The sequence below is a fragment of the Streptomyces sp. NPDC107546 genome (assembly GCF_055639175.1).
This window is the reverse complement of sequence record NZ_JBVKBA010000008.1, coordinates 81842-107835: the sequence shown is the minus strand read 5'-3', so window position 1 is coordinate 107835 and position 25994 is coordinate 81842. Positions and strand designations below refer to the sequence as shown.

At 72.9% G+C, this 25994-nt stretch carries 23 protein-coding genes; 12 read left to right on the top strand and 11 right to left on the bottom strand.

Annotation, left to right across the window (positions count from 1 at the left end; genetic code table 11):
• The first annotated feature begins 82 nt into the window (after window positions 1-82).
• From ACZ7L1_RS14205 to ACZ7L1_RS14195, 3 genes are all read left to right on the top strand, one after another.
• Entirely contained in the window at window positions 83-724 is a 642-nt protein-coding gene (locus ACZ7L1_RS14205) for a TetR/AcrR family transcriptional regulator (protein ID WP_471437100.1), read from the top strand.
• A gap of 56 nt (window positions 725-780) precedes the next feature.
• Complete coding sequence (locus ACZ7L1_RS14200; protein WP_471437097.1) at window positions 781-1497, top strand: ArsR/SmtB family transcription factor; 717 nt, start codon at window positions 781-783, stop codon at window positions 1495-1497.
• Between the two features lie 120 nt (window positions 1498-1617).
• A complete protein-coding gene (locus ACZ7L1_RS14195) occupies window positions 1618-2553 on the top strand; it encodes a DMT family transporter (protein ID WP_471437095.1) in 936 nt (311 codons plus the stop codon).
• Window positions 2554-2589: 36 nt separating this feature from the next.
• Here ACZ7L1_RS14195 and ACZ7L1_RS14190 read toward each other — a convergent pair whose 3' ends face one another.
• From ACZ7L1_RS14190 to ACZ7L1_RS14160, 7 genes are all read right to left on the bottom strand, one after another.
• Entirely contained in the window at window positions 2590-3675 is a 1086-nt protein-coding gene (locus ACZ7L1_RS14190; RefSeq protein ID WP_471437398.1) for a Zn-dependent alcohol dehydrogenase, read from the bottom strand.
• Window positions 3676-3680: 5 nt separating this feature from the next.
• Window positions 3681-5078 (bottom strand): aldehyde dehydrogenase family protein, encoded by a 1398-nt coding sequence (locus tag ACZ7L1_RS14185; RefSeq protein WP_471437094.1) that lies wholly within the window; start codon window positions 5076-5078, stop codon window positions 3681-3683.
• A 140-nt stretch (window positions 5079-5218) separates the two neighbouring features.
• Window positions 5219-6439, bottom strand: coding sequence for an MFS transporter (locus ACZ7L1_RS14180; protein WP_471437092.1), 1221 nt, complete (start codon window positions 6437-6439; stop codon window positions 5219-5221).
• A 21-nt stretch (window positions 6440-6460) separates the two neighbouring features.
• Window positions 6461-7873 carry a CitMHS family transporter gene (locus ACZ7L1_RS14175; RefSeq protein WP_471437089.1) on the bottom strand — a complete coding sequence of 471 codons (1413 nt, stop codon included), beginning with the start codon at window positions 7871-7873 and terminating at the stop codon, window positions 6461-6463.
• Window positions 7874-7996: 123 nt separating this feature from the next.
• Window positions 7997-10276 (bottom strand): molybdopterin oxidoreductase family protein, encoded by a 2280-nt coding sequence (locus ACZ7L1_RS14170; protein WP_471437087.1) that lies wholly within the window; start codon window positions 10274-10276, stop codon window positions 7997-7999.
• A gap of 123 nt (window positions 10277-10399) precedes the next feature.
• Window positions 10400-11020 carry a TetR/AcrR family transcriptional regulator gene (locus ACZ7L1_RS14165; RefSeq protein ID WP_471437396.1) on the bottom strand — a complete coding sequence of 207 codons (621 nt, stop codon included), beginning with the start codon at window positions 11018-11020 and terminating at the stop codon, window positions 10400-10402.
• A gap of 84 nt (window positions 11021-11104) precedes the next feature.
• Window positions 11105-11725, bottom strand: coding sequence for a nuclear transport factor 2 family protein (locus ACZ7L1_RS14160; protein WP_471437085.1), 621 nt, complete (start codon window positions 11723-11725; stop codon window positions 11105-11107).
• 182 nt (window positions 11726-11907) lie between these two features.
• Between ACZ7L1_RS14160 and hmgA the strand changes: the two genes are divergently transcribed.
• The 3 genes from hmgA to ACZ7L1_RS14145 are packed head-to-tail and all read left to right on the top strand — an operon-like array spanning window position 11908 to window position 15182.
• A complete protein-coding gene (gene hmgA / locus ACZ7L1_RS14155; RefSeq protein WP_471437084.1) occupies window positions 11908-13227 on the top strand; it encodes a homogentisate 1,2-dioxygenase in 1320 nt (439 codons plus the stop codon).
• A gap of 26 nt (window positions 13228-13253) precedes the next feature.
• Window positions 13254-14003, top strand: a complete 750-nt coding sequence (locus ACZ7L1_RS14150; protein WP_471437082.1) for a GntR family transcriptional regulator — start codon at window positions 13254-13256, stop codon at window positions 14001-14003.
• A gap of 12 nt (window positions 14004-14015) precedes the next feature.
• Window positions 14016-15182, top strand: a complete 1167-nt coding sequence (locus ACZ7L1_RS14145; RefSeq protein WP_471437080.1) for a type ISP restriction/modification enzyme — start codon at window positions 14016-14018, stop codon at window positions 15180-15182.
• A 40-nt stretch (window positions 15183-15222) separates the two neighbouring features.
• On the opposite strand, the gene ACZ7L1_RS14140 is transcribed toward ACZ7L1_RS14145, so the two are convergent.
• The gene (locus ACZ7L1_RS14140; RefSeq protein WP_471437078.1) at window positions 15223-15933 is read right to left on the bottom strand and encodes a TetR/AcrR family transcriptional regulator C-terminal domain-containing protein; all 711 of its coding nucleotides are present in this window, start codon (window positions 15931-15933) and stop codon (window positions 15223-15225) included.
• Window positions 15934-15996: 63 nt separating this feature from the next.
• Between ACZ7L1_RS14140 and ACZ7L1_RS14135 the strand changes: the two genes are divergently transcribed.
• Genes ACZ7L1_RS14135 through ACZ7L1_RS14125 form a run of 3 tightly spaced genes read left to right on the top strand, consistent with a single transcriptional unit; the run spans window position 15997 to window position 18958 of the window.
• The gene (locus tag ACZ7L1_RS14135; protein WP_471437076.1) at window positions 15997-16941 is read left to right on the top strand and encodes an ATP-binding cassette domain-containing protein; all 945 of its coding nucleotides are present in this window, start codon (window positions 15997-15999) and stop codon (window positions 16939-16941) included.
• Complete coding sequence (locus ACZ7L1_RS14130) at window positions 16938-17717, top strand: ABC transporter permease (protein WP_471437074.1); 780 nt, start codon at window positions 16938-16940, stop codon at window positions 17715-17717. Before ACZ7L1_RS14135 ends, ACZ7L1_RS14130 begins: the two co-directional genes overlap by 4 nt.
• 44 nt (window positions 17718-17761) lie before the next feature.
• Window positions 17762-18958, top strand: coding sequence for a CaiB/BaiF CoA transferase family protein (locus ACZ7L1_RS14125; protein ID WP_471437073.1), 1197 nt, complete (start codon window positions 17762-17764; stop codon window positions 18956-18958).
• Window positions 18959-18988: 30 nt separating this feature from the next.
• On the opposite strand, the gene ACZ7L1_RS14120 is transcribed toward ACZ7L1_RS14125, so the two are convergent.
• The 3 genes from ACZ7L1_RS14120 to ACZ7L1_RS14110 form a co-directional block, all read right to left on the bottom strand.
• Window positions 18989-19258, bottom strand: coding sequence for a hypothetical protein (locus ACZ7L1_RS14120; RefSeq protein WP_200421411.1), 270 nt, complete (start codon window positions 19256-19258; stop codon window positions 18989-18991).
• A 126-nt stretch (window positions 19259-19384) separates the two neighbouring features.
• A complete protein-coding gene (locus ACZ7L1_RS14115; RefSeq protein ID WP_471437072.1) occupies window positions 19385-20209 on the bottom strand; it encodes an anti-sigma factor in 825 nt (274 codons plus the stop codon).
• Window positions 20206-20748 (bottom strand): sigma-70 family RNA polymerase sigma factor, encoded by a 543-nt coding sequence (locus ACZ7L1_RS14110; RefSeq protein ID WP_388997743.1) that lies wholly within the window; start codon window positions 20746-20748, stop codon window positions 20206-20208. The genes ACZ7L1_RS14115 and ACZ7L1_RS14110 overlap by 4 nt, the downstream gene beginning before the upstream one ends.
• 205 nt (window positions 20749-20953) lie before the next feature.
• On the opposite strand from ACZ7L1_RS14110, the gene ACZ7L1_RS14105 reads away from it, so the two are divergent.
• From ACZ7L1_RS14105 to ACZ7L1_RS14095, 3 genes are all read left to right on the top strand, one after another.
• A complete protein-coding gene (locus ACZ7L1_RS14105) occupies window positions 20954-22477 on the top strand; it encodes a DUF4331 domain-containing protein (protein WP_471437070.1) in 1524 nt (507 codons plus the stop codon).
• A gap of 103 nt (window positions 22478-22580) precedes the next feature.
• The gene (locus tag ACZ7L1_RS14100; RefSeq protein ID WP_471437068.1) at window positions 22581-24398 is read left to right on the top strand and encodes a tetratricopeptide repeat protein; all 1818 of its coding nucleotides are present in this window, start codon (window positions 22581-22583) and stop codon (window positions 24396-24398) included.
• Window positions 24395-25966, top strand: a complete 1572-nt coding sequence (locus tag ACZ7L1_RS14095; RefSeq protein WP_471437066.1) for a HoxN/HupN/NixA family nickel/cobalt transporter — start codon at window positions 24395-24397, stop codon at window positions 25964-25966. The genes ACZ7L1_RS14100 and ACZ7L1_RS14095 overlap by 4 nt, the downstream gene beginning before the upstream one ends.
• Window positions 25967-25994: the final 28 nt, after the last annotated feature.

Sequence of the window (25994 nt, the reverse complement as noted above, 5' to 3'; positions counted from 1 at the left end):
TCACCCCTCGGGCAGATCATTGAATGCGGCACATTTAAATTAGCACCGCTAGTTTCCGGGGCGCAGCCCTACTATGTGCGCCATGGCCCGACCGCACAAGCCCCTCCTCAGCACCGACCGCATCGTCGCCGCGGCGCGGGCGCTGGTGGACGCGGAAGGCCTCGCGGCCGTCTCCACGCGCCGTCTCGCCGCCGAACTCGGGGTCAGCGGCCCGTCGCTGTACAACCACTTCCGCACCAAGGACGAGATCCTGGAGGCGGTCGCCGACTCGGTGAGCGCGCAGGTCGATCTGTCGATGTTCGAGGACGGCCGGCCCTGGCGGACCGCGCTGCACGACTGGGCGGTCTCCTACCGCGCCGCGCTGCGCGACCACCCGAACATCGTTCCCGTCCTGGCCCGCGGGCCCGGCCGCCGCCCGGCCGCGCTGCGCCTCGCGGACGCGGTCTACGGGGCGATGGTCGACGCGGGGTGGCCGCCCGCGCAGGCCACCTCCATCGGCGCACTGATGCGCTACTTCGTGATGGGCTCGGCGCTCGGTTCGTTCGCGGGCGGCTTCGTCGGCGACGCGACGGCGTACGACCCGGCCGACTATCCCCACCTCGGGCAGGCCCACCTCCTCGCCGAGCGGCAGGAGAAGATCGACGAACGGGCCTTCGAGACGGGACTGGCGGCCCTGCTGGACGGACTGGAGCGGCAGTACGAGCAGGTGAAGCGCCCCGTGTAGGACAGGCGGGGGACCCTTCGGCGGGCACCGAAGTGTCCGTGGTCGATGCTGGACGCATGACGACGAGGAAGGACGGTAGGGCGGCCGGGCTCGCCGGGCTCGCGGGGCTGCTCGCCGACGAGACGCGGGCCGCCTGTCTGCTGGCGCTGCTCGACGGCCGGGCGTGGACCGCCGGTGAGCTGGCGCGGCACGCCGGGGTCGCCGCCTCGACGCTGAGCGAGCACCTGGGCAAGCTCGTCGCGGGCGGGCTGCTCGCCGAGGAGCGGCAGGGACGGCACCGGTACGTGCGGCTCGCCGACGTGCGGGTCGCCCAGCTCGTCGAGGACCTCGCCGCGCAGGTGGCACCGGATACCGGGGCCGGGCGTCCGCGCACGCTGCGGGAGGCGGGCGCCGGGTCCGCGATGGCCCGCGGCCGCACCTGCTACGACCACCTCGCGGGGCGGCTCGGCATCGCCGTCACGGACGCGCTGACCGAACAGGGCCTCCTGCGTCAGGACACGGGCTTCGCCCTCACGGACGCGGGCCTGGCCTGGTTCGGCACCGCCGGTATCCGCCTCGACCTCAAGGGCCGCCGACCGCTGGCCCGCGCCTGCCTCGACTGGACCGAGCGCCGCCCCCATCTGGCGGGGGTCGCGGGAGCCGCCCTGTGCCGGCACGCCCTGGACGCGGGATGGTGCGTCCGCATCGGCTCCGAGCGGGCCGTGAAGGTCACCGCCGAGGGCGAGCGCGCGCTGTCGGAACTGCTGGGGGTCGATGCGGCGGCGCTGGGCTGACCCACCCTCTCGACGGCCCGTCCGCCGAGCGCACGCCCCCGGACGGCCCCTCCGACCGACGGCGCCGTCCCGTCCGAAATCCGCGAGCGTCACCGCCCCTGCCCTCCTAGCCTCTGGAGAATGATGAACGCCTCCCCCTCCCGTCCGGCCGCCTGCGCGGCCACCATCACCGTGCTGCTGTGGGCCTCCGCCTTCGTCTCGATCCGCAGCGCGGGCGCCGCGTACGCGCCGGGCGCGCTGGCGCTCGGTCGGCTGCTGGCCGGGGCACTGGCGCTGGGGGTGATCTGTCTTCTGCGGCGGGAGGGGTTGCCGCCGCGTGCGGCGTGGCGCGGGATCGCGATATCCGGGCTGCTGTGGTTCGGCTTCTACATGGTCGTGCTCAACTGGGGCGAGCAGCAGGTCGATGCCGGGACCGCCGCGCTGGTGGTGAACATCGGGCCGATCCTGATCGCGCTGCTGAGCGCGCGGCTGCTGGGGGACGCCATGCCGCCGCGCCTGCTCGCGGGCATGGCGGTGTCGTTCGCCGGTGCCGTGACCGTGGGCCTGTCGATGTCGGGTGACGGGGGTTCCTCGGTGCTCGGGGTGGTGCTGTGCCTGCTCGCCGCGGGCGCCTACGCGGCCGGTGTCGTCGCGCAGAAGCCCGCGCTGGGTGCGGCGAGCGCGCTGCAGGTGACGACGTTCGGGTGTCTGGTGGGCGCGGTCGCCTGTCTGCCGTTCGCCGGGCAGCTGGTGCACGACGCGGCCCGCGCGCCGGTGTCCGCCACGCTCAACATGGTGTACCTGGGGGTCTTTCCTACCGCGCTCGCCTTCACCACCTGGGCGTACGCCCTGGCCCGTACGACCGCGAGCCGCATGGGCGCGACGACGTACGCGGTGCCCGCGCTGGTGGTCCTGATGTCCTGGCTCTTCCTCCAGGAGGTGCCGGGGCCGGTGACGCTCGGGGGTGGCGCGCTGTGCCTGGCCGGAGTGGCGGTGTCACGGTCGCGTACCCGCACGCCGGCTCCGGCCCCGGAACCGCACACCACGCCCGAGCAGGTACCGGCCGCCGAGTCCTAGGACACAGGACGAACGCAGGGCGGCGAACGCAGGGCTTCAGAACACCACCAACGCCCGGCCGCCCTTGCCCGCCAGCATGTTGTCGAAGGCGGCCGGGATGCCCTCCAGCGCGATCCGTTCCGTCACCAGCGCGCCCAGGTCCAGGCGGCCCGCCCGGATGTGCTCGGCCAGGACCGGCAGGTCCTCGGCCGGGTTCGAGTTGCCGTAGACGCAGCCCGTCAGCGTGCGGCCCCAGTGGAAGATCTCCAGGGCGTTGAAGGTGACCTGCTGGTCCTTGCCGCCGATGCCCACGACCGTCGTACGGCCGCCGCGGCGGGTGCAGTCCCAGGCGGCGCGGATGGTGGCCGCCCGGCCCACGCACTCCACCGCCACGTCGACGCCCTGCTTGCCGGTGAGGCCGCGGATCTCGCGGGGCGTGGTGTCGGAGGCGAGCACGAAGTCCGTCGCGCCCGCCCCTCGCGCCAACTCCTCCTTCGCGGGGGACACGTCCACCGCGACGATCCTCTCGGCCCCTGCGATCCGCGCCGCCTGGAGGGTCGCGAGTCCCACCCCGCCGACGCCGAACACCGCGACCGTCTCCCCCGGCCGTACCTTCGCCGCGTGGTGCACGGCCCCGTATCCGGTGAGGACGGCGCAGCCCAGCAGGGCCGCGTCGGTCAGCGGCACGCCGTCCGGGGCCGGGAGGACGCAGGACGCCGCGACGACGGTCTCCTCCGCGAACGCGGCGACGTTCAGACCGGGGTGCAGATCCGTGCCGTCGTCCGTGCGCCGGGCGTGGACGGCGCCGGCGCCGGTGAGCGCGTCGGCGCACAGCCACACCTCGCCCCGTGCGCAGGCGTGGCAGCTCCCGCAGGACGGCGCCCAGTTGAGGACCACCCCGTCACCAGGGGCGACATGGGTGACGCCCTCCCCCACCGACACCACCGTGCCCGCGCCCTCGTGGCCGAGGACGGCGGGCACCGGCACCCGCATGGTGCCGTTGGACAGGGACAGGTCGGAGTGGCAGACCCCGGCGGCCGCCAGCCGGATCCGAACCTGGCCGGGGCCTGGTTCGGGCAGCTCGATCCCGGTGACCTCCAACGGGGCACCGACGGCGGGCAGTACAGCGGCACGGACGACCATCTGGCTCAACGCTCCTGGAACTGGAGGGACTTGGTCTGCAGGTACTCGGCCAGGCCGTGCGCGCCCAGCTCGCGGCCGACCCCGGACTGCTTGTAACCGCCGAAGGGGGCGCGGGGGTTGAAGCGTCCGCCGTTGATGTCGACCTGCCCGGTCTCCATGCGCCGCGCGAACGCGACCGCCTCCGCGTCGTCCCCGGCCCATACCGCGCCGGCCAGCCCGTACACCGTGCCGTTCGCGATCCGCAGGGCGTCCTGCTCGTCCTCGTAGGGGAGGATCGCCAGTACGGGGCCGAAGATCTCCTCCTGCGCGATCGTCATCTCGGGGGTGACGTCGGCGAAGACGGTGGGCTGCACGAAGTAGCCGCGTTCCCGGGGGGATTCGGGGCCGCCCGCGACCAGGCGGGCGCCCTCCGCGAGGCCCTTCTCGATGTAACCGCGCACCCGCGCCTGCTGCCTGGCGTTCACCACCGGGCCGATGCGGTCCCCGTACTTCGCCGCCGCCGTCGCGGCGAGCTCGACCGCCTCCTCGTACCGGTCCCGGTGCACCAGCATCCGCGTCCACGCGCTGCACGTCTGGCCGGAGTTGGACATGACGTTCGCGACGCCCACGTTGACCGCCTTGGCGAGGTCCGCGCTCGGCAGGATGACGTTCGCGGACTTGCCGCCCAGTTCCAGGGCCACCTTCTTCACGGCGGCTCCCGCCGTGGCGCCGATCCGCCGGCCGACCGCCGTGGAGCCGGTGAAGGAGACCAGGTCGACGCCCGGGTGCTCGGCGAGCGCCTGGCCCGCGACCGGGCCGAGGCCGGTGACCAGGTTGAAGACCCCGGCCGGTACGCCCGCCTCGTGGACGGCCTGAGCGAAGAGCTGGGCGGTCAGCGGGGTGTCCTCGGCCGGCTTGAGGACGACCGTGCAGCCCGCCGCCAGCGCCGGGGCGACCTTGGCGACGATCTGGTGGAGGGGGTAGTTCCAGGGGGTGATGGCGCCGACGACGCCGACCGGCTCCTGGTAGACGGTGGAGTTGCCGACCCTCTCCTCGAAGGAGTGCGTGTCGGCCAGTTCGGCGTACGATCCCGCGACCGCGATCGGCAGGCCGACCTGCACGTTCTGCGAGAACGGGAGCGGGGAGCCCAGCTCCGCCGTCACAGTTTCGGCGATCTCGTCCTTCCGGGCGACGAGCACGTCGCGCAGGGCGGCGAGACGGGCGGCCCGCTCGGCCGGGGCGGTGGCGGCCCAGGCGGGGAAGGCGGCACCGGCGGCGCGTACGGCGTCGTCGACGTCCTCGGCGGTGCCCGCCGGGACCCGGCCGATGACCTGCTCGTCGGCCGGGTTCACGACCTCGATGGTGTCCGCGCCGACGGCGGGGCGCCAGGCGCCGTCGATGTACATGCCGTCATGTGCCTTCATCGTCTTCCTCCCGGGCGGGGCAGCGTCGTCCGCGCCCCAAACTAGCGCCGGTAGTTTTGCGGCGCCAGGGGCTCCGGGAGGTCAGCGTAGGGCCTGTGTCCCGGATCAGGTCGGCCGTGAGGGACGGACTGGAGCCGGCGTCAGGTCCGGTCGGCCACCGCGCCCCGCCGCACGGAGGAGTCCGCCTTGTGCGGTTCTCTCGCGGGCGAGCGCAGCGCGATCCCGGAGGAGAGCAGCAGCAGCGCGCCCAGCATCACGAACGGCGCGGCCACGCCCGCCACTCCGGCGACCAGTCCTGCGGCGGCGGGCGCGGCGACCTGGCCGAGGCGGTTGCCGGTCAGCCGCAGGGCGAGGGCGGTGGAGCGGGCGTCGTCGGGTGCGGCCTGCACGACGGTCGTCATGGACAGCGGCTGCCCGACACCCAGGCAGAACCCGAGCACGGTGAGCATCGCGCCGAGCACCCACACCGGCACCGGCAGCGCGATCCCGGCACACAGCAGCGCCGCCAGCAGGCAGGTCAGGGCGAGCAGGACGGTCCGGCCGAGCAGTCGCAGCAGCGGCGTGAGGACGAGACGACAGGCGATGGTGGCCGCCGCGCGAAGGCTCAGCAGCAGGCCGACGACCGCCGGGGCGATGCCGCGGTGGTCGCCGACGACCGGCAGGTACGCGGTGAGGATGTCCGTGGCGGACAGCACGGCGAGGCTGATCAGGATGCCGGCGGGTACGCCGCGGGCGCGCAGAATGCGGTGCAGGGGGACACGGTCACCGCGCGCGGTACGGGCCGTCGTGGCCGTACGGAGCTCGATGTGCCACAGCGAGGTGAACGCGACCGCGGCGCCCGCGCCCGCCACCAGCAGGGCGAGCGCGCTGGTCGCCGCCCGGTCCGGGCCGTGGATCAGGGCGCCGGCCGCGATCGGGCCGACGAGTTGTCCGAGGGAGGCGCCGATGGTGAAGTGGCCGAAGTTGCGGTCCTGTTCGTGGGGCTCCGACTGGCGGGCCACGATCGACTGGGCGCCGATGACGAAGCACAGGTGGCCGAGGCCCATCACGCCGCTCCACGCGGCCATCGCCGCGAGGGAGCCCGCGGCCCCGCTGAGCGCACAGCCGCCAAAGATCAGGATCACGCCGGTCACCAGCAGCGGCATGCACCGGCCGTGGTCCGTACGGCGGCCCAGTGGTACGGCGGCGAACAGCGGCAGCAGCGCGTACACACCGGCGATCACACCGACCGCCCGGTCGTCCGCGCCCAGCGCGAGAGCCCGGTAGGACACGGCGGGCCGCGCCATCGACACCGCCCCCTGCGCGAAGCCGAAGGCGATGACGAGGCGGAGCAGCCAGCCGCGGTTCCCACCGGGCCCCATGAGAACGTCCTCCACGAGTGATCAGATGATGCCGAACAGGATCCCTGCCCCGAGGACGACCAGCGATGTCAGCGCGGCCCACTTGACCACGAACCGCGTGTGGTCGCCGAACTCCACCTTGGCCATGCCGACGAGGACGTAGACGGCGGGCACCAGCGGGCTGGACATGTGCAGCGGCTGCCCGACCAGCGAGGCCCGGGCGATCTCCAGGCTGGACACGCCGTGCGCCTGGCCCGCCTCGGCGAGCACCGGCAGGATGCCGAAGTAGAAACCGTCGTTGGACATGAAGTACGTGAGGGGGATGCTCAGCACGCCGGTGACGAGGGCCATGTGCGGGCCCATGCCGTCGGGGACGTTGTTCACCAGCCACTTGGCCATGTGCTCGACCATGCCGGTGCCCTGCAGGACGCCGGTGAAGACGGCGGCGGCGAAGACCATGCCGGCGACGTTGAGGACGTTCTCGGCGTGCGCGGCGATGCGGGCCTTCTGGTCGGGCATGTGCGGGAAGTTGACGGTGAGCGCGAGCGCGGCGCCGAGCAGGAACAGGACCGGGATCGGCAGCCACTCCATGATCATGGCGGTGAGCAGGACGACCGTGAGCAGCGCGTTGAACCAGTACAGCTTGGGGCGCAGGGTGGGCCGGTTCGGGTCGAGGCCCTGGAAGCCGTCCTCGGCGGCGGGCTCGGGAGCGTCGGCGTCCGTGCCGGAGCCCGAGGCGCCGGTGGCCGTGCGTCCCTTGCCGGTACCGCCGCCGGAGCCGCCCGCCCCGACGAGCACGGTCTCGGCCTCCTGCGGCTCGAGGACCTCGTCCAACGTCAGCGTGCCGAGCCGCTTGCGCTCGCGGCGGCCGAGGACGTACGCGAGGGCGAAGACGCCCAGCAGGCCGACGGCGAGGGCGGGGATCATCGGCACGAAGATGTCACTGGCGTCGAGCTTCAACGCGGTCGCGGCGCGGGCGGTGGGACCGCCCCACGGCAGGGTGTTCATCACGCCGTTGGCCATCGCGGCGACACCGGTCATCACGACCAGGCTCATCTTCAGGCGCTTGTACAGGGGGTACATCGCCGAGACCGTGATCATGAAGGTGGTCGAGCCGTCGCCGTCGAGGGAGACGATCGCGGCGAGGACCGCCGTGCCGACGACGATGCGGAGCGGGTCGGCCTTGCAGAAGCGCAGGATGCCCCGCACGATCGGGTCGAAGAGACCGACGTCGATCATCACACCGAAGTAGACGATCGCGAACATCAGCATCGCCGCGGTGGGAGCGAGGCCGGTGACGCCGTCGATGACGTAGTCACCGAGCTGGGCGCCCTTACCGACGAACACGCAGAACAGCGCGGGGATCAGCACGAGCGCCGCGATCGGCGACATCTTCTTCATCATGATCAGGACCAGGAAGGTCGCGATCATGGCGAAGCCGAGGATGGTCAGCATGAGTGGATACCTAACGTTCGCCCTTGAACACCCCCACGGGGGCCGGGGGTGCGTTGACGTTAGGTCGCGTAAAGAAGGGTTAACAAGTAGTTGACGTGCGAGCAATAAGCGCAAAATTCCAGGTCAGCGTGGTGCGGGGAGCGGCGCGAGTTCGACGGGCACGCCGTTGAGCACCGCGTTGCCCGACAGCGGGTCGAGCAGACTGCCGTCGAGGAGCTGGTTGACGTTCACTCCGGGGTCCAGGGCGGCGTGGCTCATCCGGGTGCCGGGCCGGTCGTGGCCCCAGCCGTGCGGAAGGCTGACGACCCCGGGCCGGATGCCGTCGGTGATCTCCACGGGCGCGGTGACCGCTCCCCCGGCGCCCTTGACCTGTACGGGATCGCCGTCGAGGAGTCCGAGCCGCTCGGCGTCCTCGGGGTGGATGTGCAGGGTGCAGCGGTTGGAGCCGCCGGTGAGTGCGGGCACGTTGTGCAGCCAGCTGTTGTTGGACCGCAGGTGGCGCCGGCCGACGAGGACGAGCCCGTCGGCGCGCTCGCTCAGTGCCTGTTTCAGGCGCGGCAGGTCGTCCGCGATGGGCTCCGGCAGCAACTCGACCTTGCCGCTGACGGTCTTCAGCGGCTGCGGCAGCCGGGGCTGGAGCGGGCCGAGGTCGATGCCGTGCGGGTGGGCGAGCAGCTTCTCGAGGGTGAGCCCGTCGGGGCGGGCGCCGAACCCGTCGCCGTAGGGGCCGAGGCGCAGCATCATGTCGAGCCGCCGCTCCGGGCCGCTGTCGCCGCTGAGCTGCGCGGCAAGCTCCTTCGGTTCCCGGCCGTGGACGGGAGAGTGGGACTCGGTGACGGCCTTGCCGAGGGTCTGGCCGATGACGAGGTCGTCGACGGCGGACGGATCGGCGCCGTGCTTTCCCGAGCTCTCGGCTCCGCTCGAGCAGGGGATGCCCCAATCCGTCGCGGCCAGGATCAGCCGGGCGAGGATCTCGGTCTCGGCCATGCGCCCGGGCTCCAGCGGCACGGCGGCCCGGGTGTAGCGGACCTGGTTGCGCACGGCGAGGGTGTTGAAGGCGAAGTCGAAATGCGGCGCCTGGGAGGGCGGGGGCGGCGGCAGGACGACATGCGCGTGGCGCGAGGTCTCGTTGAGGTACGGGTCGACGCTGACCATGAAGTCGAGCGAGCCGAGCGCCTTGTCGAGGCGGTCGCCGTCCGGGGCGGAGAGCACGGGGTTGGCGGCGATGGCGATGACGGCGCGGACCGGGCTGTCCTCGTCGGTGGCGGTGTCGATCTCCTCGGCGAGCGCGGAGATCGGCAGCTCGCCCTTGGCCTCGGGGTGCCGGCGCACCCGCGAGTGCCAGCGGCCGAGCGCGAAGCCGCGGCCGCGTCCGGCGGGACGGGGGGTCCTGTCGGTGGCCGACAGCGGGAAGAGGGCACCGCCGGGCCGGTCGAGGTTGCCGGTGAGGACGTTCAGGACGTCGACGAGCCAGCTGGCGAGGGTGCCGTGCGGGACGGTGCAGCTGCCGATGCGGCCGTAGACGGCGGCGGTGGGGGCGGCGGCGAGCTCGCGCGCGAGGGTGCGGATGGTGCCGGCGTCGACGTCGCACGCCGCCGCTGCGGCCTCGGGGGTGAAGTCCCCTATGACCGCAGCCAGTTCGTCGACCCCCTGGACGTGCGGGGCGAGGTCCTTCAGGTCGACGAGCTCTTCCTCGAACAGGACGTGCGCCATCGCCGCGAGCAGCAGCGCGTCGGTGCCGGGGCGGATGGCGACGTGCCGGTCGGCGAGCCGGGCGGTGCGGGTGCGGCGCGGGTCGATCACGGTGAGGGTGCCGCCGCGGGCCTTCAGGGCCTTGAGCCGGCCGGGGAAGTCGGGGGCGGTGCACAGACTGCCGTTGGATTCGAGGGGGTTGGCGCCGATGAGCAGCAGGTGGTCGGTCCGGTCGAGGTCGGGGACGGGAATGGCGTTCGCGTCGCCGTAGAGCAGCCCGCTGGAGACGTGCTTGGGCATCTGGTCCAGCGTGGAGGCGGTGAAGACGCTGCGGGTGCCGAGACCGGCGAGCAGGACGGGAGGGTAGAGACCGCCGGCCACCGTGTGCACGTTGGGGTTGCCCAGGACGACGCCGACGGCGTGCGGCCCGTACTGTTCGACGATCGGCCGCAGCCCGGCGGCGACGGCGTCGAACGCCTCCTCCCAGGTGGCCTCCCGCAACTCCCCGTCCCGGCGCACCAGAGGCCCGCGCAGCCGGTCCGGGTCGGAGTCGGCGGCCCCGAACGAGGCGCCCTTCGGGCAGATGAACCCCTTGCTGAACACGTCCTCCCGGTCGCCGCGCGCGCCGGTGACCCGGGTGTCCTCGATGGTGAGCGTCAGCCCGCAGGTGGCCTCGCAGAGGGGGCAGATACGCAGGGCGGTGCGGGACACGGGTCCTCCCGGTGGGACGGCGACGGCGATGACGCACGAACAGGGCGAGCATACCGACCGGTATGCACGCTGGGGAGCCCCCGGGCCGCACGGTGACGCCCACCACAGCCCGCCACGCCCCGACTAGTCGAGCGCCCTCCCCAGGTACGCCCGCAGCAGCTCCCGCATCTCCGCGATGATCTCCTCGTCCCCCTCCGGGGACACCCGGAAGGCCAGGTGGACCAGGGTGTCCGCGGTTTCCACCGCGATCAGCAGCGTGCGGCGCAGGGCCTCGTCCGGTTCTCGGCCGAGGTACGCCGACAGCAGTTCGGTCAGGCGGTCGGCGACGCGGTGGTTCGGTTCGGCGTGACGGGCGCCGACCGGGATCTGGTTGCCGAAGTCGACGAGGGAGAAGCCGGGCGCCGTGCGCTTCATGTCCAGGTACTCGTCGAGCATGGCGTCCATGGCGGTGCGCCAGCCCCCCTCGCCCTGCGCCTCGGCCAGGCGGTGCGTGACGCGCTCGGTGTAGCGCTCCAGGTTGCGTTCGGCCAGGGCGTCGACCATGGCCCGCTTGTTGCCGAAGAAGCGGTAGACGGAGCCTATGGGGACGCCCGCGCGCAGGGCCACGGCCCGGGTGCTGAGGGCGTCGTAACCGACCTCGTCGAGCAGGTCGGCGCAGGCGTCGAGGATTCTGGTCAGTCGTTCGGCGCTACGGCGCTGGACGGGCGCGCGGCGCAGCGATGTCGCTTGGGGCACGGGCTTCATCATGCCTTTCCGCCGGGTGCAGGTGAACCTCGCTTCTCTGTACGGGAATCGGTGGCCTTTACACTCATCGGGCGTGCATGGAGTTCATCTCGTGCTCGCGGAGCTCGGCGCCTCCTCCTCCGCGCCGGACGCCGGGTTCGGCGTCTCCCGCGTCCCGGACGCCGGGCTCGACGTCTGCGCCGTCCCGGACGCCGGGTTCGGCGTCTGCTCCGTCCCGGACACCGTGATGTCCGCCGTGCTCTCCACCGGCTTGCCGTGCACCGCCCACACCGTCTGGTCGTCCGCGTACAGCCGGGCCGTGACGTGGTGTGTGCCGCGCGGGACCAGCCGGCCGGGCAGGCGGTAGTCGGGGGTCCGCAGCCGAGTGAGGGCGTGGCCGTCCAGGTAGAGGCGGGCCGTGCCGCGGCCGGCCACGGCCACCGGGCGCACACCGGGAGGGGAGAAGCGGAAGTGGCGGACCGTCAGCCGCACGTCCCAGGCGCCACCCGAGGCCGGCTGCACCTCGACCGCCACCTGGGGCGCGCCCTTGCTGTCGATCTCACGGTAGTGCCGCCCTCCCTCGTCCGTGTCGTCCAGCACCTTGCCCACCGGTGAGGCCGACACCTCACCCTTCCGCTCGTGCGCCTCGCTGGAGGCGCAGCCCGCCGCGCCGCCGAGCAGGGCGCCCACCGCGAGCGCGACGAGCGGTCCGCGCGTCCACGACATGCCGGAGAGCGTATTGCGCCCTCCCGGACGGCCGGATCCCCCTGAAGTCGGGTTCTCGTGTCCCCCGCCGGTTGCACTCGGCCTCCACCTCCTTCTCCCCCTCTCCTCCACCCCCTCCCCCTTGCGCACCCGTCCATCGAATCCTACGGTGATACATAGGAATCAGCGACGAGGGAGCGGTGATGAGCGGGGACGCGAGGAAGATCGCGGAGGGGCTGTCCTATCTCTCCGGGTTCGGCAACGAGCACAGCTCGGAGGCGGTCCCGGGCGCCCTGCCCGAGGGCCGCAACTCGCCGCAGCGCGCCCCACTCGGGCTGTACGCGGAGCAGCTGAGCGGTACGGCGTTCACCGAGCCGAGGGCGCACAACCGCCGCTCGTGGCTGTACCGGATTCGCCCCTCGGCGGCGCACCCGGCGTTCACCCGCTCGGACAACGGCACGATCCGCACGGCCCCGTTCACCGAGGCGGTGCCCGACCCCAACCGGCTGCGCTGGAACCCGCTGCCGGAGCCCGCGGCGGGGACCGACTTCCTCGCGGGCCTGTGGACCCTCGGCGGCAACGGCGACGCCACCCAGCGCACCGGCATGGCCGTGCACCTTTACCACGCCAACGCCTCCATGGAGCGGGTCTTCAGCGACGCGGACGGCGAACTCCTGATCGTTCCGGAGCGCGGCGGGCTGCTGCTGCACACCGAGTTCGGGATGTTGCACGGGGAGCCCGGCCATGTGGCGCTGATCCCGCGCGGGGTGCGTTTCCGTGTGGAGCTGCTTGATGAGTCGGCGCGCGGCTATGTGTGCGAGAACTACGGCGCGCCCTTCCGCCTCCCCGACCTCGGTCCGATCGGCGCCAACGGCCTCGCGAACGCGAGGGACTTCCGGGCGCCGGTGGCCGCGTACGAGGACGTCGACGGTCCGGTGGAGGTGGTGAACAAGTTCTGCGGCGACCTCTGGACGGCCACCTACGACCACTCACCGCTCGACGTCGTCGCCTGGCACGGCAACCATGTGCCGTACATCTACGACCTGCGCCGCTTCAATGTGCTCGGGACCATCTCGTACGACCACCCGGACCCGTCCATCTTCACGGTGCTCACGTCCCCGTCCGACACCCCTGGTCTGGCGGGCGTGGACTTCGTGGTCTTCGCGCCGCGCTGGCTGGTGGGCGAGGACACGTTCCGGCCGCCGTACTTCCACCGGAACGTGATGAGCGAGTACATGGGCCTGGTCGAGGGCGCCTACGACGCGAAGGCGGAGGGCTTCGTGCCCGGCGGCGGCTCGCTGCACAACATGATGTCGGCGCACGGCCCGGACCGCGAGACGTTCGAGAGGGCGAGCGCGGCCGAGCTCAAGCCGCAGAAGATCGACGACGGGCTGGCGTTCATGTTCGAGACGCGCTGGCCGGTGACGCTCACCCCGCAGGCCGCCCGGGCTGAGCACCTGCAACGCGGGTACGACGACGTGTGGCAGGGCCTCGAACGCCACTTCCGCTCGCCCTTGCGCTGAGGACTCCCTACCGGTACGGATGGCCCGTGACCTCCTTCGCCCCCGACTCGATCGTCCTGAACCGCAAGCTGCCGCTCTGGTACCAGGTGTCGCAGTCGCTGCGCGCCTCGATACTCGGCCGCTCGCCCGGGGATCCGCTGCGCCTGCCCACCGAGGAGCAGCTGGCGGGGCACTACGGGGTCAGCGTGCTGACCATGCGGCAGGCGCTGAAGGAGCTGGAGGACGAGGGTCTGATCACACGCCACCGCCGGCGCGGCACGTTCATCGAGCCCAGCGCGCAAAGGGGAGCCCCGGTGCGGCTGCTGGGCTCGGTGGACGCGATCGTGGCCCAGCAGTCCGGTATGACGACGGAACTGCTCGACCACGGCGGGCGCCCGGTGCCGGGCGAACTCGCCGAGCACTTCCCGGATCTGGCCGAGGTGGCGACGTACCACCGGCTGCGCAGCGACGAGAAGACGGGTGACCCCACCAACCACGCCCGCAACTACGTACGCCCCGAACTGGCCGAGCGCATCGACCTGGACGACCTGGTTCGCTGGCCGATGACCAAGGTGCTGCGGGACGTCGTGGGCGCGGACATCAGCCGCATCACGGACACCGTGGAGGCCCGGCTCGCCGACCCGGAGACGGCCCAGCTCCTCCAAGTCCCGCTGCTCAGCCCGATCCTGCACTACACAGGGGTGACCTACGACGGCGACGGGCGCGCACTGGACGTGGCCGTCATCCACTACCGGGGGGACCGTTTCTCCTTCACGGTCACCCTCGAGGCCACGTGAGCGAGTCGTACGATGCCCAGCGTGACGCACGACGACGCTCCGCTGCTCGCGGACCTCATGCCGTGGTCCGTCGCATCCCCGCGGCCGGGCCGTGCCTGGCCCTCGGCGCCCGACGCGGCGTCCCTCAAGGCCCGCTGGGACGCCCTCATGAAGGCCGACGGCCCCGACCGGGAGGCTCTGTTCGAGCCGACGCGCTCGCGCACCCTGCACTCGGCGGTCGGCCGGCTGCCCGGCCAGACGAGCGGCACGGAGAAGCTGTCGCGCGCGTCGGGACCCTGTTCGGAGCCGATACGCGTCCTGCTGGCCCCCTTCGACGAGCAGTGGCTGATCCCCGACCACCGACTGATCGACGCCGCGCGGCCGGAGCTGTGGCGGGTGGCGGACGAGCACCAGATCTTCGCCGTGGAGACGGCCACGGACGCGGGCGGCCCCCTCCTGCTCGCGACGTCCCTCCTGCCGCTGGTCCGCCCCGGCCGCATCCGCCCGCTGTACCGCCGCCCCGGGGCCGGGGAACCCAACCTCGCCCCCGGCCTCCTGGAGCACCTGACGTCCCGCCTCGGCCACTCCCCCGCTCCTGTGGACGTCCTGGCCTGGATCGTCGCGACGGTGCGCCCCGGCCCCGCTCTCACCGTCCCCCTCACCGCGGACCCCGATCTCTGGAGCCGGGGCGTCGAGCTGGGCCGCCGCATGCTGTGGCTCATGCGCCGCGACGGCGACCGCCCGAAACTCCCGGGCGGGCGTCGCCCCTACGTCCGCGCCCCGCTTCCCTCCCGGCCCCTGACCCTCCACTACGACCGTGACGAGGAGACCCTGCACGTCGACGAGGGCCGCATCGCCCCGGTACCGCCGCAGGCCTGGGACTTCGAGGTGGCCGGTGTCCGGGTGCTGGAACAGTGGTTCACGGCCCGTACGGCGCAGGGGGTGCCGGGCGCGCTGACCGCGATCCGCCCGGCGACCTGGCCGCAGAACTGGACGTCGGAGCTGCTGGAACTGATCACGGTCCTGGCCCTGCTGGCGGAAGTACGGCCGCGGCAGGCGCAGTTGAACGTCGCGGCGCCCATCACGGCCACCGAACTGCGCGCGGCGGGGCTGCTGCCGGTACCGGAGGCGGCACGCCGCCCGGCCTCTGTGCTGGACCACCACGAGGAGGGCCCGGAGGGGCAGTTCGCGCTGGTCTAGTGCCGCGGCAGTGCTGCGGCGCCAGGGTCTTCCCTCTGGATCAGGCCGGATCGAAGGCGTCGAGAACCCTGCCCAGGGTCCGCTCGAACGCGGCCTCCAGGTCAACGGACCCGGAATACTCGGTGAGGGCCGCCGCCATCCGCGGATAGGCGCCGCTCGCCAACTGCCCCCCGAGATAAGCGGTCCGCACCGCATGCTCCTGATCAGCGGACCACGGCAGCGACCGGGTGCGTTCGGCGGTGGACAGCTCGGTCGCCGCGTGCATGGTCACGACGGCGTTGATCATCGCGATCAGCTCCATCTTCGTGCCGGAGGGCACCGCGACCGGGTCCAGGCAGGCCAGGCAGTGTTCCAGGTAGCGCAGGGCGTTCGGACTGAACCCGTACACCGGGGACATCAGGTTCGGCAGCCAGGGGTGGCGGTGCATCAGCGCACGGGTCTGGTGGGCGACCCTCAGCATGTCCGCGCGCCAGTCCCCCGACGGCTCCCACAGCTCGTGCTCACCGCTGACGGCGTCCATCATCAGCTCGTACAGGTCCTCCTTGCGGGGGACGTAGTTGTACAGCGACATCGTGCCGCAGCCCAGCTCCGCGGCGACGCGCCGCATCGAGACCGCGTCCAGCCCCTCGGCGTCCGCGATCCGCACGGCGGCGGCCGCGATGTCGGCCCGGCTGTACCCGGGCTTGGGACCTCGACCCGTGCGCTCGGGGCGCGCCCAGATCACTTCGGGTTCGGCCGCTCGGCCCGCCATCGGTCATCACCTCGACCACCATCCTAGTTACGTACAGCGTACGTAGTGCGCTATGGTCGACCCATGACTACTACGTACGCTGTACTTAGTGAGGGGCTGGCGAAACACTTCGGGGAGGTCCATGCCGTACGCGGACTGGATCTCGCGGTGGCACAGGGCACGGTCTGCGGGCTGCTCGGTCCCAACGGCGCGGGCAAGACCACGGCCGTCCGGCTGCTGACCACCCTGCTGCGCCCGGACGCCGGGTCGGCCCGGGTCGCGGGCCACGATCTGCTGCGGGAGCCGGACGCCGTGCGCCGGCGGATCGCCGTGACCGGGCAGTACGCGTCGCTGGACGGCGACCTCACCGGGCGTCAGAACCTGCGGCTCTTCGCCCGTCTGCACCGGGTGCGGGGACCGGCCGAGCGGGCCGGCGAGCTCCTTGAGCGCTTCGGTCTGACCGAGGCGGCCGACCGGCCCGTGTCCACGTACTCGGGTGGCATGCGGCGCCGTCTCGACCTGGCCGCGAGCCTGGTCCACCGCCCCGACGTGCTGTTCCTCGACGAGCCCACCACCGGTCTGGACCCGGCAGGCCGCAACCGCATCTGGGAGGCCGTGCGCGCCCTGAAGGAGCAGGGCACGACCGTGCTGCTGACCACCCAGTACCTGGAGGAGGCCGACCACCTGGCCGACGAGATCGCCCTGGTGGACCGGGGCCGGATCGCGCACACCGGCTCGCCCGCGCACCTCAAGGCACTCATCGGCTCCTACGCCGAGGTCGTCGTGGCCGACCGGGACGACCTGACGAAGGCCGCCGGCGTGCTCGACCACCTCACCGGCGCGGAGCCGTCGCTCGACCAGGACCGGTGCGCCGTCGGCGCCGTCACCACCGACCCGACCCTCACCCTGCCACGCCTCGTACGCGCACTCGACGCGGCGGGCGTGCCGCTGCTCGACACGAGTCTGCGCCCGCCGACTCTCGACGACGTCTTCCTGCGTCTCACGGCCGGCAAGGAGCTGGTGGCATGACCGCGCTGATGTACGACGGCACCGCGATGGTGGGCCGGCAGCTGCGCCGCGTGCGGAACAACCCCGGGCTCGCGATCCTCAGCCAGACCATGCCGATCACGATGCTGCTGTTCTTCGGGTACGTCTTCGGCAGCGCCCTTGCGACGCCCGGGGCGGAGTACCGGAGCTTCCTGGTGCCGGGGCTGCTGGTGGCGACCGCCGCGGGCGGGGTCATGACCGGGATGTTCCAGGCGGCCCAGGACTCCCACCGGGGCGTGATGGACCGCTTCCGCACGCTGCCGGTGAGCCGGGCCGCCGTGCCGGTCGCGCAGGCGGTGGCCGACCTCGTCGTCACGGCCGCCGGGACGGTTCCGCTGCTGCTGGTGGGGCTCGCCGTGGGCTGGCGGGTCGAGGGGTCGGCGGCGGGGGCGCTGGGTGCGGTGGGCCTGCTGCTGCTCTTCCGGTTCGCGTCGACCTGGGTCGGGATCCACCTGGGGCTGCTCACCCGGAGCGAGGAGGCCGCCGGCCAGCTCGGCGGCGCGACCTTCGTTCTGCCGCTGCTGTCCAACGCCTACATCCCCACGGACAACCTGCCCGGCTGGCTGCGCACCCTCGCCGAGTGGAACCCGATCAGCGCCGTCACCACCGCCCTGCGGGACCTGTTCGGGAACGCGCCCGTACCCCGGGATGCCGCCTGGCCGGTGGCGCATCCCGTCGCCGGAGCGCTCGCCTGGTGCGCGGTGCTGATCGCGGTGTTCGCGCCGCTCGCCGTACGCCGCTACGCGCGGCCCCGGTGACCGCCTGCTGACAAGGACGCCGCCGACGGGTCATGATCCCGCCCATGGACCGTCTGCCGCTGCCCCTGGAGGGCATCACCGTCGTCGCCGTCGAACAGGCCGTCTCGGCGCCCTTCGCGACCCGCCAGCTCGCCGATCTCGGTGCCCGGGTCATCAAGGTCGAGCGGGTCGACGGCGGCGACTTCGCGCGCGGCTACGACACCGCCGCCCGCGGCCTCGCCTCCCACTTCGTGTGGTGCAACCGTGGCAAGGAGTCGATCGCCCTGGATCTGAAGGACCCGCGCGGACTGGACGTCGTACGGCGGCTGATCGCGGACGCGGACGTGTTCGTGCAGAACCTCGCGCAGGGGGCCGCGGCCCGGCTCGGCCTGGACGCGGCCACACTGTGCGCCGCACATCCACGACTGGTCGCCGTGGACATCTCGGGATACGGGGCGTCGGGGCCGTACGCGGACAAGCGGGCCTACGACATGCTCGTGCAGTGCGAGGCGGGACTGGTGTCGGTGACCGGCACGCCGGGGCAGCCGGTCAAGGCGGGGATCCCGGCGGCCGACATCGCGGCGGCCATGTACGCGTTCTCGGGGGTGCTCGCGGCGCTCGTGCGGCGGGGCACCACCGGGCGCGGCGGGCCGGTGGAGGTCTCGATGCTGGAGGCACTCGCGGAGTGGATGGGGCATCCGCTGCACCACGCGATGCACGACGGCACTCCCCCGGCGCGCACCGGCCTCGCGCACGCGGTCATCGCGCCCTACGACGCCTATCCGACGGCGGACGGCGGGCGCGTGCTGCTGTCCGTGCAGAACGACCGGGAGTGGCGGCGGCTCGCCGAACAGGTGCTCGGGCAGCCGGAGCTGGCGGACGATCCGGCGTACGCCACGAACGCGGCGCGGGTCACTCACCGGGACCGCACGGACGCGCTCGTCGGCAAGGCCCTGGGCGCGCTGGACGCCGACGAGGCGATGACCCGGCTGGAGGGCGCGGGCATCGCCTGCGCGCGCCTGAGGGACCTGTACGAGGTGGCGGAGCACCCTCAGCTGGCGGCCCGGGAGCGGTGGCGGGAGGTGGGGACACCGGTGGGGCCGCTGCGGGCGCTGCTGCCGCCGATCACGCTGCCGGGCGGTACGGAGGCGCGGATGGGGGACGTGCCCGCGCTCGGGGAGCACACCGAGGCGCTGCTGCATGCCGTGGGGATGACGGACGAGGAGATCGCAGCGCTGCGCCGGGACGGTGTGACGGCCTGAGCGCGGGCCTTGAGGGAACGCGGGTGACGCTCAGCGCCCGCCGAACAGCGAACGACGCAGCCGGCGCAGCGGTGCGAAGAGCGAGACACCGCTCATGCGTCCGCCCCTGCCGCTACGGCCGTGCGCGGCGTCACGCGCGGTGAGCTCACGCATCAGCGAGGTCGCCTCGGCCGCCTCGCGCTGCGGGACGGCGGGGCCGGCCAGCACCGAGAGATGGCGGTCGAGGCGCGAACTGGTCGCGCTGCTCCCGCAGGTGATCGCAGGGACCCTGGCCCTGCTGCGCACTGTTATCTGTTCCATGTCACTCCCCACCCGTACGAGTCCACCCGGCCCGGGCAGAGTAACCCTATCGCTCTCTCGTGGCACGCGTGTATCGCGGGCACAGGATTCACCTTCCCCATAAGGGCGTTGACGAACCGTTGACGACTACCCTCCGAAACCGATGGAGTGCAGGGCGAGTTGGACAAGCGGCTGGCCGGTGGGCTGCGGTGACCCTCCGTCGGGTTCGACGGTCACGGCGAGTGACGTCGCCGACTTGGTCAGTCCGCTCGCGACCAGGGGCGTGTCGCCGTCGAAGAGCCCGAGGGAGCGCGGTGGCACGCCCGGGCGCATCAGCCAGAGCTGGTGCACACGGCCGCTGGGCGGTGCGCCCAGTCCGCGGAGGGTGACGACGGCGCGCCCCTGGGATGCGGAGGCGATCACTCCGATTCCTCGGCCCCTGGCATCCCGGTCGCTGGTGGCACGGGCGTCCGGGGCGGCGAGAACGTGTGCGATCTCACGTGCCTGGGCGCGCTCGGCGTCGAGTCGGTCCTGCGTCCGCGTCGCCTGCACGGCGAAGAGCGCTGCGACGACGAGGGCCGCCGCGGCCGTGGCGGTGACCAGCGGGGCGAACAGGGGGCGCAGCCGGGGCGCACGGGTGCGCGGCGGCGGTGGCGCCGTGCCCCAGACATGCGGCGGCAGGTGCGGTTCGTGGACGCGGGACGCTCCCTGCCCGGGCGCGGGGTCCTGCGGGGTGTTCCGTACGGCGCTCAGGACCCGGTCGCGCAGGCCGGGCGGGGCCAGGGCCGTGGTCGACCAGGCGAGCCGCACCGCGTCCTCGGACAGGTCCCGCACCTCGGCGGCGCAGCGGTCACAGCCCTTCAGGTGCCTCTCGAAGCGGACGCGTTCGGCGGGCTCGAGGGCGTCCAGGGCGTAGGGCGCGGCCAGGGAATGGAGGTCCTCGCGGCGCAGCAGTCGGCCGAGGATGCTCATGCGACCCCTCCCAGGCACTGGCGCAGCCGGGTGAGTCCGTCGCGCATCCGCGTCTTGACCGTGCCGAGCGGCAGTGAGAGCCGCTCGGCCACCTCACGGTAGGTGTAACCGTCGTAGTAGGCGAGCGTGACCGACTGGCGTTGCAGGGCGGTGAGACGGTCCAGGCAGCGGCGCACCCATTCGCGTTCCAGGCCGGCCTCCACCTCCTCGGCGACCTGGTCGAAGGCGGGATGGTGGGCGCGCCGGGCCTCGCGCTGCTCGCGTTCGCCGGCCGCGCGGGCGCTGCGCACCCGGTCGACGGCGCGGCGGTGGGTGAGGGTGAGGATCCACGACAAAGCGCTGCCGCGACGGGGGTCGAACTTGGGGGCGGAGCGCCACAGTTCGAGCAGCACCTCCTGCGCCACCTCCTCCGACTGCGCCGGATCCCGCAGGACCCGGCGGACCAGGCCGAAGACCGGCCCTGACACCAGTCCGTACAGCTCCTCGAAGGCCTTCTGGTCGCCTCCGGCCACGAGCACCAGAAGTTCGTCCGCCTCCACTCGTACCCCCCTCGCCGACGCCGTGCACGGCATGCTCGCTCCACTGGGCGTTCGCTGCTGACTCCCCTTCGGAAGGGATACGGATCAGCGGGGCCGAAACGCGGGTCGAGCAGGCAGGAAAAGTTTTTTGGGATCCGACCAAGCCGTCCGGGCGATCGCTCCGTATCCCTGTGCGTCAGGCAAGTTGGCACTGAGGACGGACGGCATGACACCTATCTCCAGGAGCGGCGTGGGTCGTAGGGGGATCGCGACCCTCATCTGTGGTGCGCTGGCGGCGGGCGGGCTCGCAGCCGCCGGCGTGACCGCGCTGGAACCGGGGGCGGCCTCCGCCTCCTCCCACCGGGAGGCCCCGCTGATCTCGGGGCAGCCGCAGTACGACAACACCGACCTGTACGCGTTCGTCAGCCCGGACAAGCCGGACACGACGACGATCATCGCGAACTTCGTCCCGTTCGAGGAGCCGGCGGGCGGTCCGAACTTCTACACGTTCGCGGAGGACGCGCAGTACGACCTCCACGTCGACAACAACGGTGACGCGCAGAGCGATCTGGTCTTCCGCTACACGTTCAAGACGCACGTCAAGAACAAGAACACCTTCCTCTACAACACGGGGCCGGTCGACAGCCTCAAGGACCCCGATCTGAACGTCACTCAGACCTACGACATCGATCTCATCAAGCTGCACAAGCAGAAGCTGGTGTCGAAGACGAGGATCGCGGACAGCGTGCCGGTCGCCCCGTCGAACGTCGGCAAGGCGTCGATGCCGGACTACGGCAAGCTGCGCGACGAGGCGGTGTACAAGCTCGCGGGCGGGGCGACGACCTTCGCCGGGCAGGCCGACGACCCGTTCTTCGCGGACCTGCGGGTCTTCGACCTGCTGTACGGCGGAAACCTCTCGGAGGTCGGCAACGACACCCTCAAGGGCTACAACGTCAACTCCCTGGCGCTGCAGGTGCCGACCCACCTGATCCGCGAGTCGTCGTACCAGCCGGTCGTCGGAATCTGGGGAACGGTCCAGCGCAAGGACGCGCGCGGGTACTGGTCGCAGGTCTCGCGGCTGGGCAACCCACTTGTCAACGAGGTGGTCAACCCGCAGAAGGACAAGGACAAGTTCAACGCGTCCTCGCCGTACGACGACGCGCAGTTCCTGAAGAACGTGACGAACCCGGAGCTGCCGAAGCTCATCGAGGCGATCTACAAGATCAAGGCGCCCTCGGAGCCGCGCAACGACCTCGTGGACGTGTTCCTCAAGGGCGTGAAGGGCCTCAACCAGCCGCCGTACGTGCGGCCGGCGGAGGAGCTGCGGCTCAACACCTCGATCAAGCCGAGTGCCAGCCCGAAGCGGCTGGGCGTGCTGGACGGCGACAACGCGGGCTTCCCCAACGGGCGCCGGCTCACCGACGACGTGATCGACGAGGCGCTGCAGGTCGTGGAGGGCGAGCTGGTCGGTTCCAAGAACGACCTGGGCGACGGTGTCGACGAGAACGACCAGAAGTTCGGGCACTCCTTCCCGTACCTCGCCCAGCCGACGTCCGGGTCGCGCGGCCCGCTGGCGAAGGGCACCGGCAACAACGTGCGCAACCAGCTGGGTGACGGACTGCAGGCGACGGGTGCCGGCACGAACACCACGCTGATCGCGACGTCCGCCGCCGGTGGCGTCGCGGGGGTCCTGCTGATCGGCACGGCCCTGATGTGGTGGCGCCGCCGCACCCGCTACCGCGCGTACTGACGGCCGGTCGCCGTCCCCCGAACCGGCGCGGCCCGCACTTCCCCGTCCCCCACGGCGCGGGCCGCGCCACCCCGTTTTCCGCCCAGCAGATCGAGGAGAGGGCATGTCCCCGCGTACGAACGACAACGCGCCGGAGACCGGCCACGGCGACCGTGAGCAGGCCGCCCCCGGGAGGCCGACGCTCCGCACCGCGGAGACCGGGCCCGAGGAGGCCGTCAGGGAGGCCTGGGAGCGTGCCTTCGGCGCCGGGGGCGCCGACGCGCCGGACGAACGAGCCGACGACCCGGACCCGGCTCAGACCCCGGCGGCCGACTCCGCCCGGGACGGCGCCGAGGTCACCGAGTCGGCCGCGCCGAAGGCGGAGGAGGAGGCCTGCAGGGCCCGTACGACGGAGCCGGCACCCGAGGAGCAGGCATCGGCCGACACGCAGGGCGGCGGACAGACGGCACCTTCGCCACCGGCCGACGGACCGGAGGCCACCGAGGCTGAGGCCACCGAGGCTGAGGCCACCGAAGCACAGGTTGCCGGGACGGCGGAGTCCCCCGCCGCAGCCGACGAGCGGGTCGCCGCTGTGCGGCGGTTCTCCGCCGCCGGGCGGCGGTGGCGGGGTGTACAGCTCGCGGTCTGTGCCGCCTCCCTGGCCGTCGCGCTCTCCGCCGGGGCCGTGGTCGTCGGGGTGCTGCGGGACAGCGGTACCGTGCCTGTCGCCTCGACGCCCGGCGGGGTGTCGCCCGAGCTGCTCGCGGGCGGCGATCTCGACAGCGGCATCCGGGCGCTGCAGGCTCACCTCCGAGCCCAGCCCCGCGACTACGGCAGCTGGGCCACCCTCGGCCTCGCCTACGTCGAGCAGGCCCGGACCAAGGGCGACCCCTCCCGCTATCCGCAGGCCCAGCGCGCGCTGGAGCGTTCGCTGCGGGTCCGGCCCGGCAACGACGCCGCGCTCGCCGGCCGCGCCGCCCTCGCCGCCGCCCGGCACGACTTCACCGGCGCCCTGGACTACGCGGACCAGGCCCTGCGGCAGAACCCCTACAGCGAGCGCGCCCTGTGCTCCCGTATCGACGCCCTCGTCGAACTCGGCCGCTACGCCGACGCCTCGAAGGCCGCCGACCTGGCCGACTCCCGCCACCCGGGCGTCCCCGTCTTCACCCGCTACGCCTACGTCCACGAACTGCGCGGCGACGTGGGCACCGCCCGCCGCGTCCTGGAGCAGGCCCTGGGCACGGCCACCTCCCGCGGCGACACCGCGTACGTCGCCACCGCGCTCGGTCAGCTCGCCTGGAACCAGGGCCAGTACGAGACCGCCCTCGACTTCTACGCCCGCGCCCTCGCCGCCGACGACACCTACCTCCCCGCCCTCGAGGGCCGCGCCCGCGCCCAGGCCGCGCAGGGCGACACGGCCGGCGCGGTCCGCGGCATGGAGCAGGTCGTGGAGCGGTATCCGCTGCCCCAGCCGCTCGTGGAGTTGGGAGAGTTGTACGAGGCGCGCGGCACGTCCGGTGACCTGGCCAAGGCCCGCGACCAGTACGCCCTCGTCGACGCCTGGGTCTCCCTCGCCCGCGCCAACGGGGTCGACGCCGACCTCGACACCGCTCTCGCCGCCGCCGACCACGGCGACCGCGCGGCCGCGCTGAAGGCCGCCCGTGCCGAGTGGGCACGCCGCCACACCGTGCACACCGCCGACGCCCTCGCCTGGGCCCTGCACGTCAACGGCCGCGACCAGGAAGCCCTTGCCTACGCCCGGCAGGCCACGGCCACCGGCTACCGCAACGCGGCCTTCCTCTACCACCGCGGCATGATCGAGCGCGCCACCGGTGACACCGACCAGGCCCGCGCCTCCCTCACCGCCGCGCTGAAGCTGAACCCCGGCTTCTCCCCGCTGGGCGCGCGGGAGGCCCGCAGGGCCCTGGAGGCGACGCGGTGAACACCCCTCGTATCGCCGCCTGTGGCGTGGCCTTCCTCACGGCCCTGTGCGCGCTCGTCCTCGGCCCCGCCTCGGCCGCGAGCGCCCACCCGCTCGGCAACTTCACCGTCAACCGCTACGACGGCCTGGTCGCCGCGCCCGGGCAGATGCGCGTCGACCACGTCGAGGATCTCGCCGAGATCCCCGCCACCCAGGCAAGGCCCGACATCACCAGGCTCGGCCTGACCGCATGGGCCCGTCAGCGCTGCGCGAAGGCCGCCGAGGGCAGCACGCTCACCGTCGGCGGACACCCGGCCCCGCTGAGCGTCCGTACCAGCCGCGCCCAGCTGCGGCCCGGGCAGGCGGGGCTGAACACCCTGCGCGTGGAGTGCCGGCTGACCGCACCGCTGCCCAAGGGCGACACCCTCGCCGTCGGCTTCCACAGCGCGGGCGCCGCCACCGGGCCCGGCTGGAGCGAGATCACCGCCCGCGGCGACCGTATGACGCTGACCGCGTCCGACGTGCCGCAGACGTCCGCGTCCCGCGAACTGACCAGCTATCCGAAGGAGTTGCTCTCCTCACCGGCCGACACCGTCGAGGCCTCGCTCCGGGTGCGCCCGGGAGGCCCCGCCCTGGCCGATGACCAGCGGGACGCGCCCGCCGCCTCGATCCTTCCGCGCGGCGCGGACCGCTGGACGCGCGCCCTGGACAACCTGGTCGCCCGCCACCACCTCACGCTCGGTTTCGCCGCGCTCGCCCTGGTCGTCGCCATCGGCCTCGGCGCGATGCACGCTCTCGCACCGGGCCACGGCAAGACCCTGATGGCGGCGACGGCGGCCGCCCGCGGGGGCCGGGCCAGGCTCCGGGACGTGCTTCCGCTGGCCGCGTCGGTGACGGTCACCCACACCCTGGGCGTGGTCGCCCTCGGCCTGCTGGTCACGGCCGGTTCGGCGGCGGCGCCGTCGGTGATCGCCTGGCTGGGGATGGCGAGCGGCGCACTTGTCACCCTGGCGGGCGCGTCCCTCGTGCGCCGGGCCTGGCGCAACCGGGGCCAGACCCACGGGCACGGGCACACGGACGACCACGGACACGCACACGACCACGGGCACGCGCATGCACACGCCGACGGGCGCCCCGATGAGCACGGCCACGAGCACGAACATCACGCCCACGGCCAGGATCACGGTCACGCACACACCCCCACCCACTCCCACGGCGGTATCCCCCACACCCACCCCACCGCCCCCACCCTCCGCGGCACGATCCTCCTCGGCTTCGCCGGCGGGCTGGTCCCCAGTCCCTCCGCCGTCGTCGTCCTCGTCGGGGCCGCCGCGCTCGGCCAGGCCTGGTTCGGGCTGCTGCTCGTCGTCGCGTACGGCGTCGGGCTCGCCCTGACGCTGACCGCGGCGGGGTTCGCCGTGGTCAAGCTGGGCAGCGGGATGAACCGCCTCCTGGACCGGCGCCCGCGCTGGACCCAGAACCCGGCGGCCACCCTGGTGCGCAGGACCGCGCCCCTCGGATCCGCCTTCGTGGTCCTCGCCCTGGGCGCCGGACTGGTGTTCAAGGGGGCGGCATCCGCACTCGGTTGAGCTACTTTTGGGGAGAAATCACGCGGAG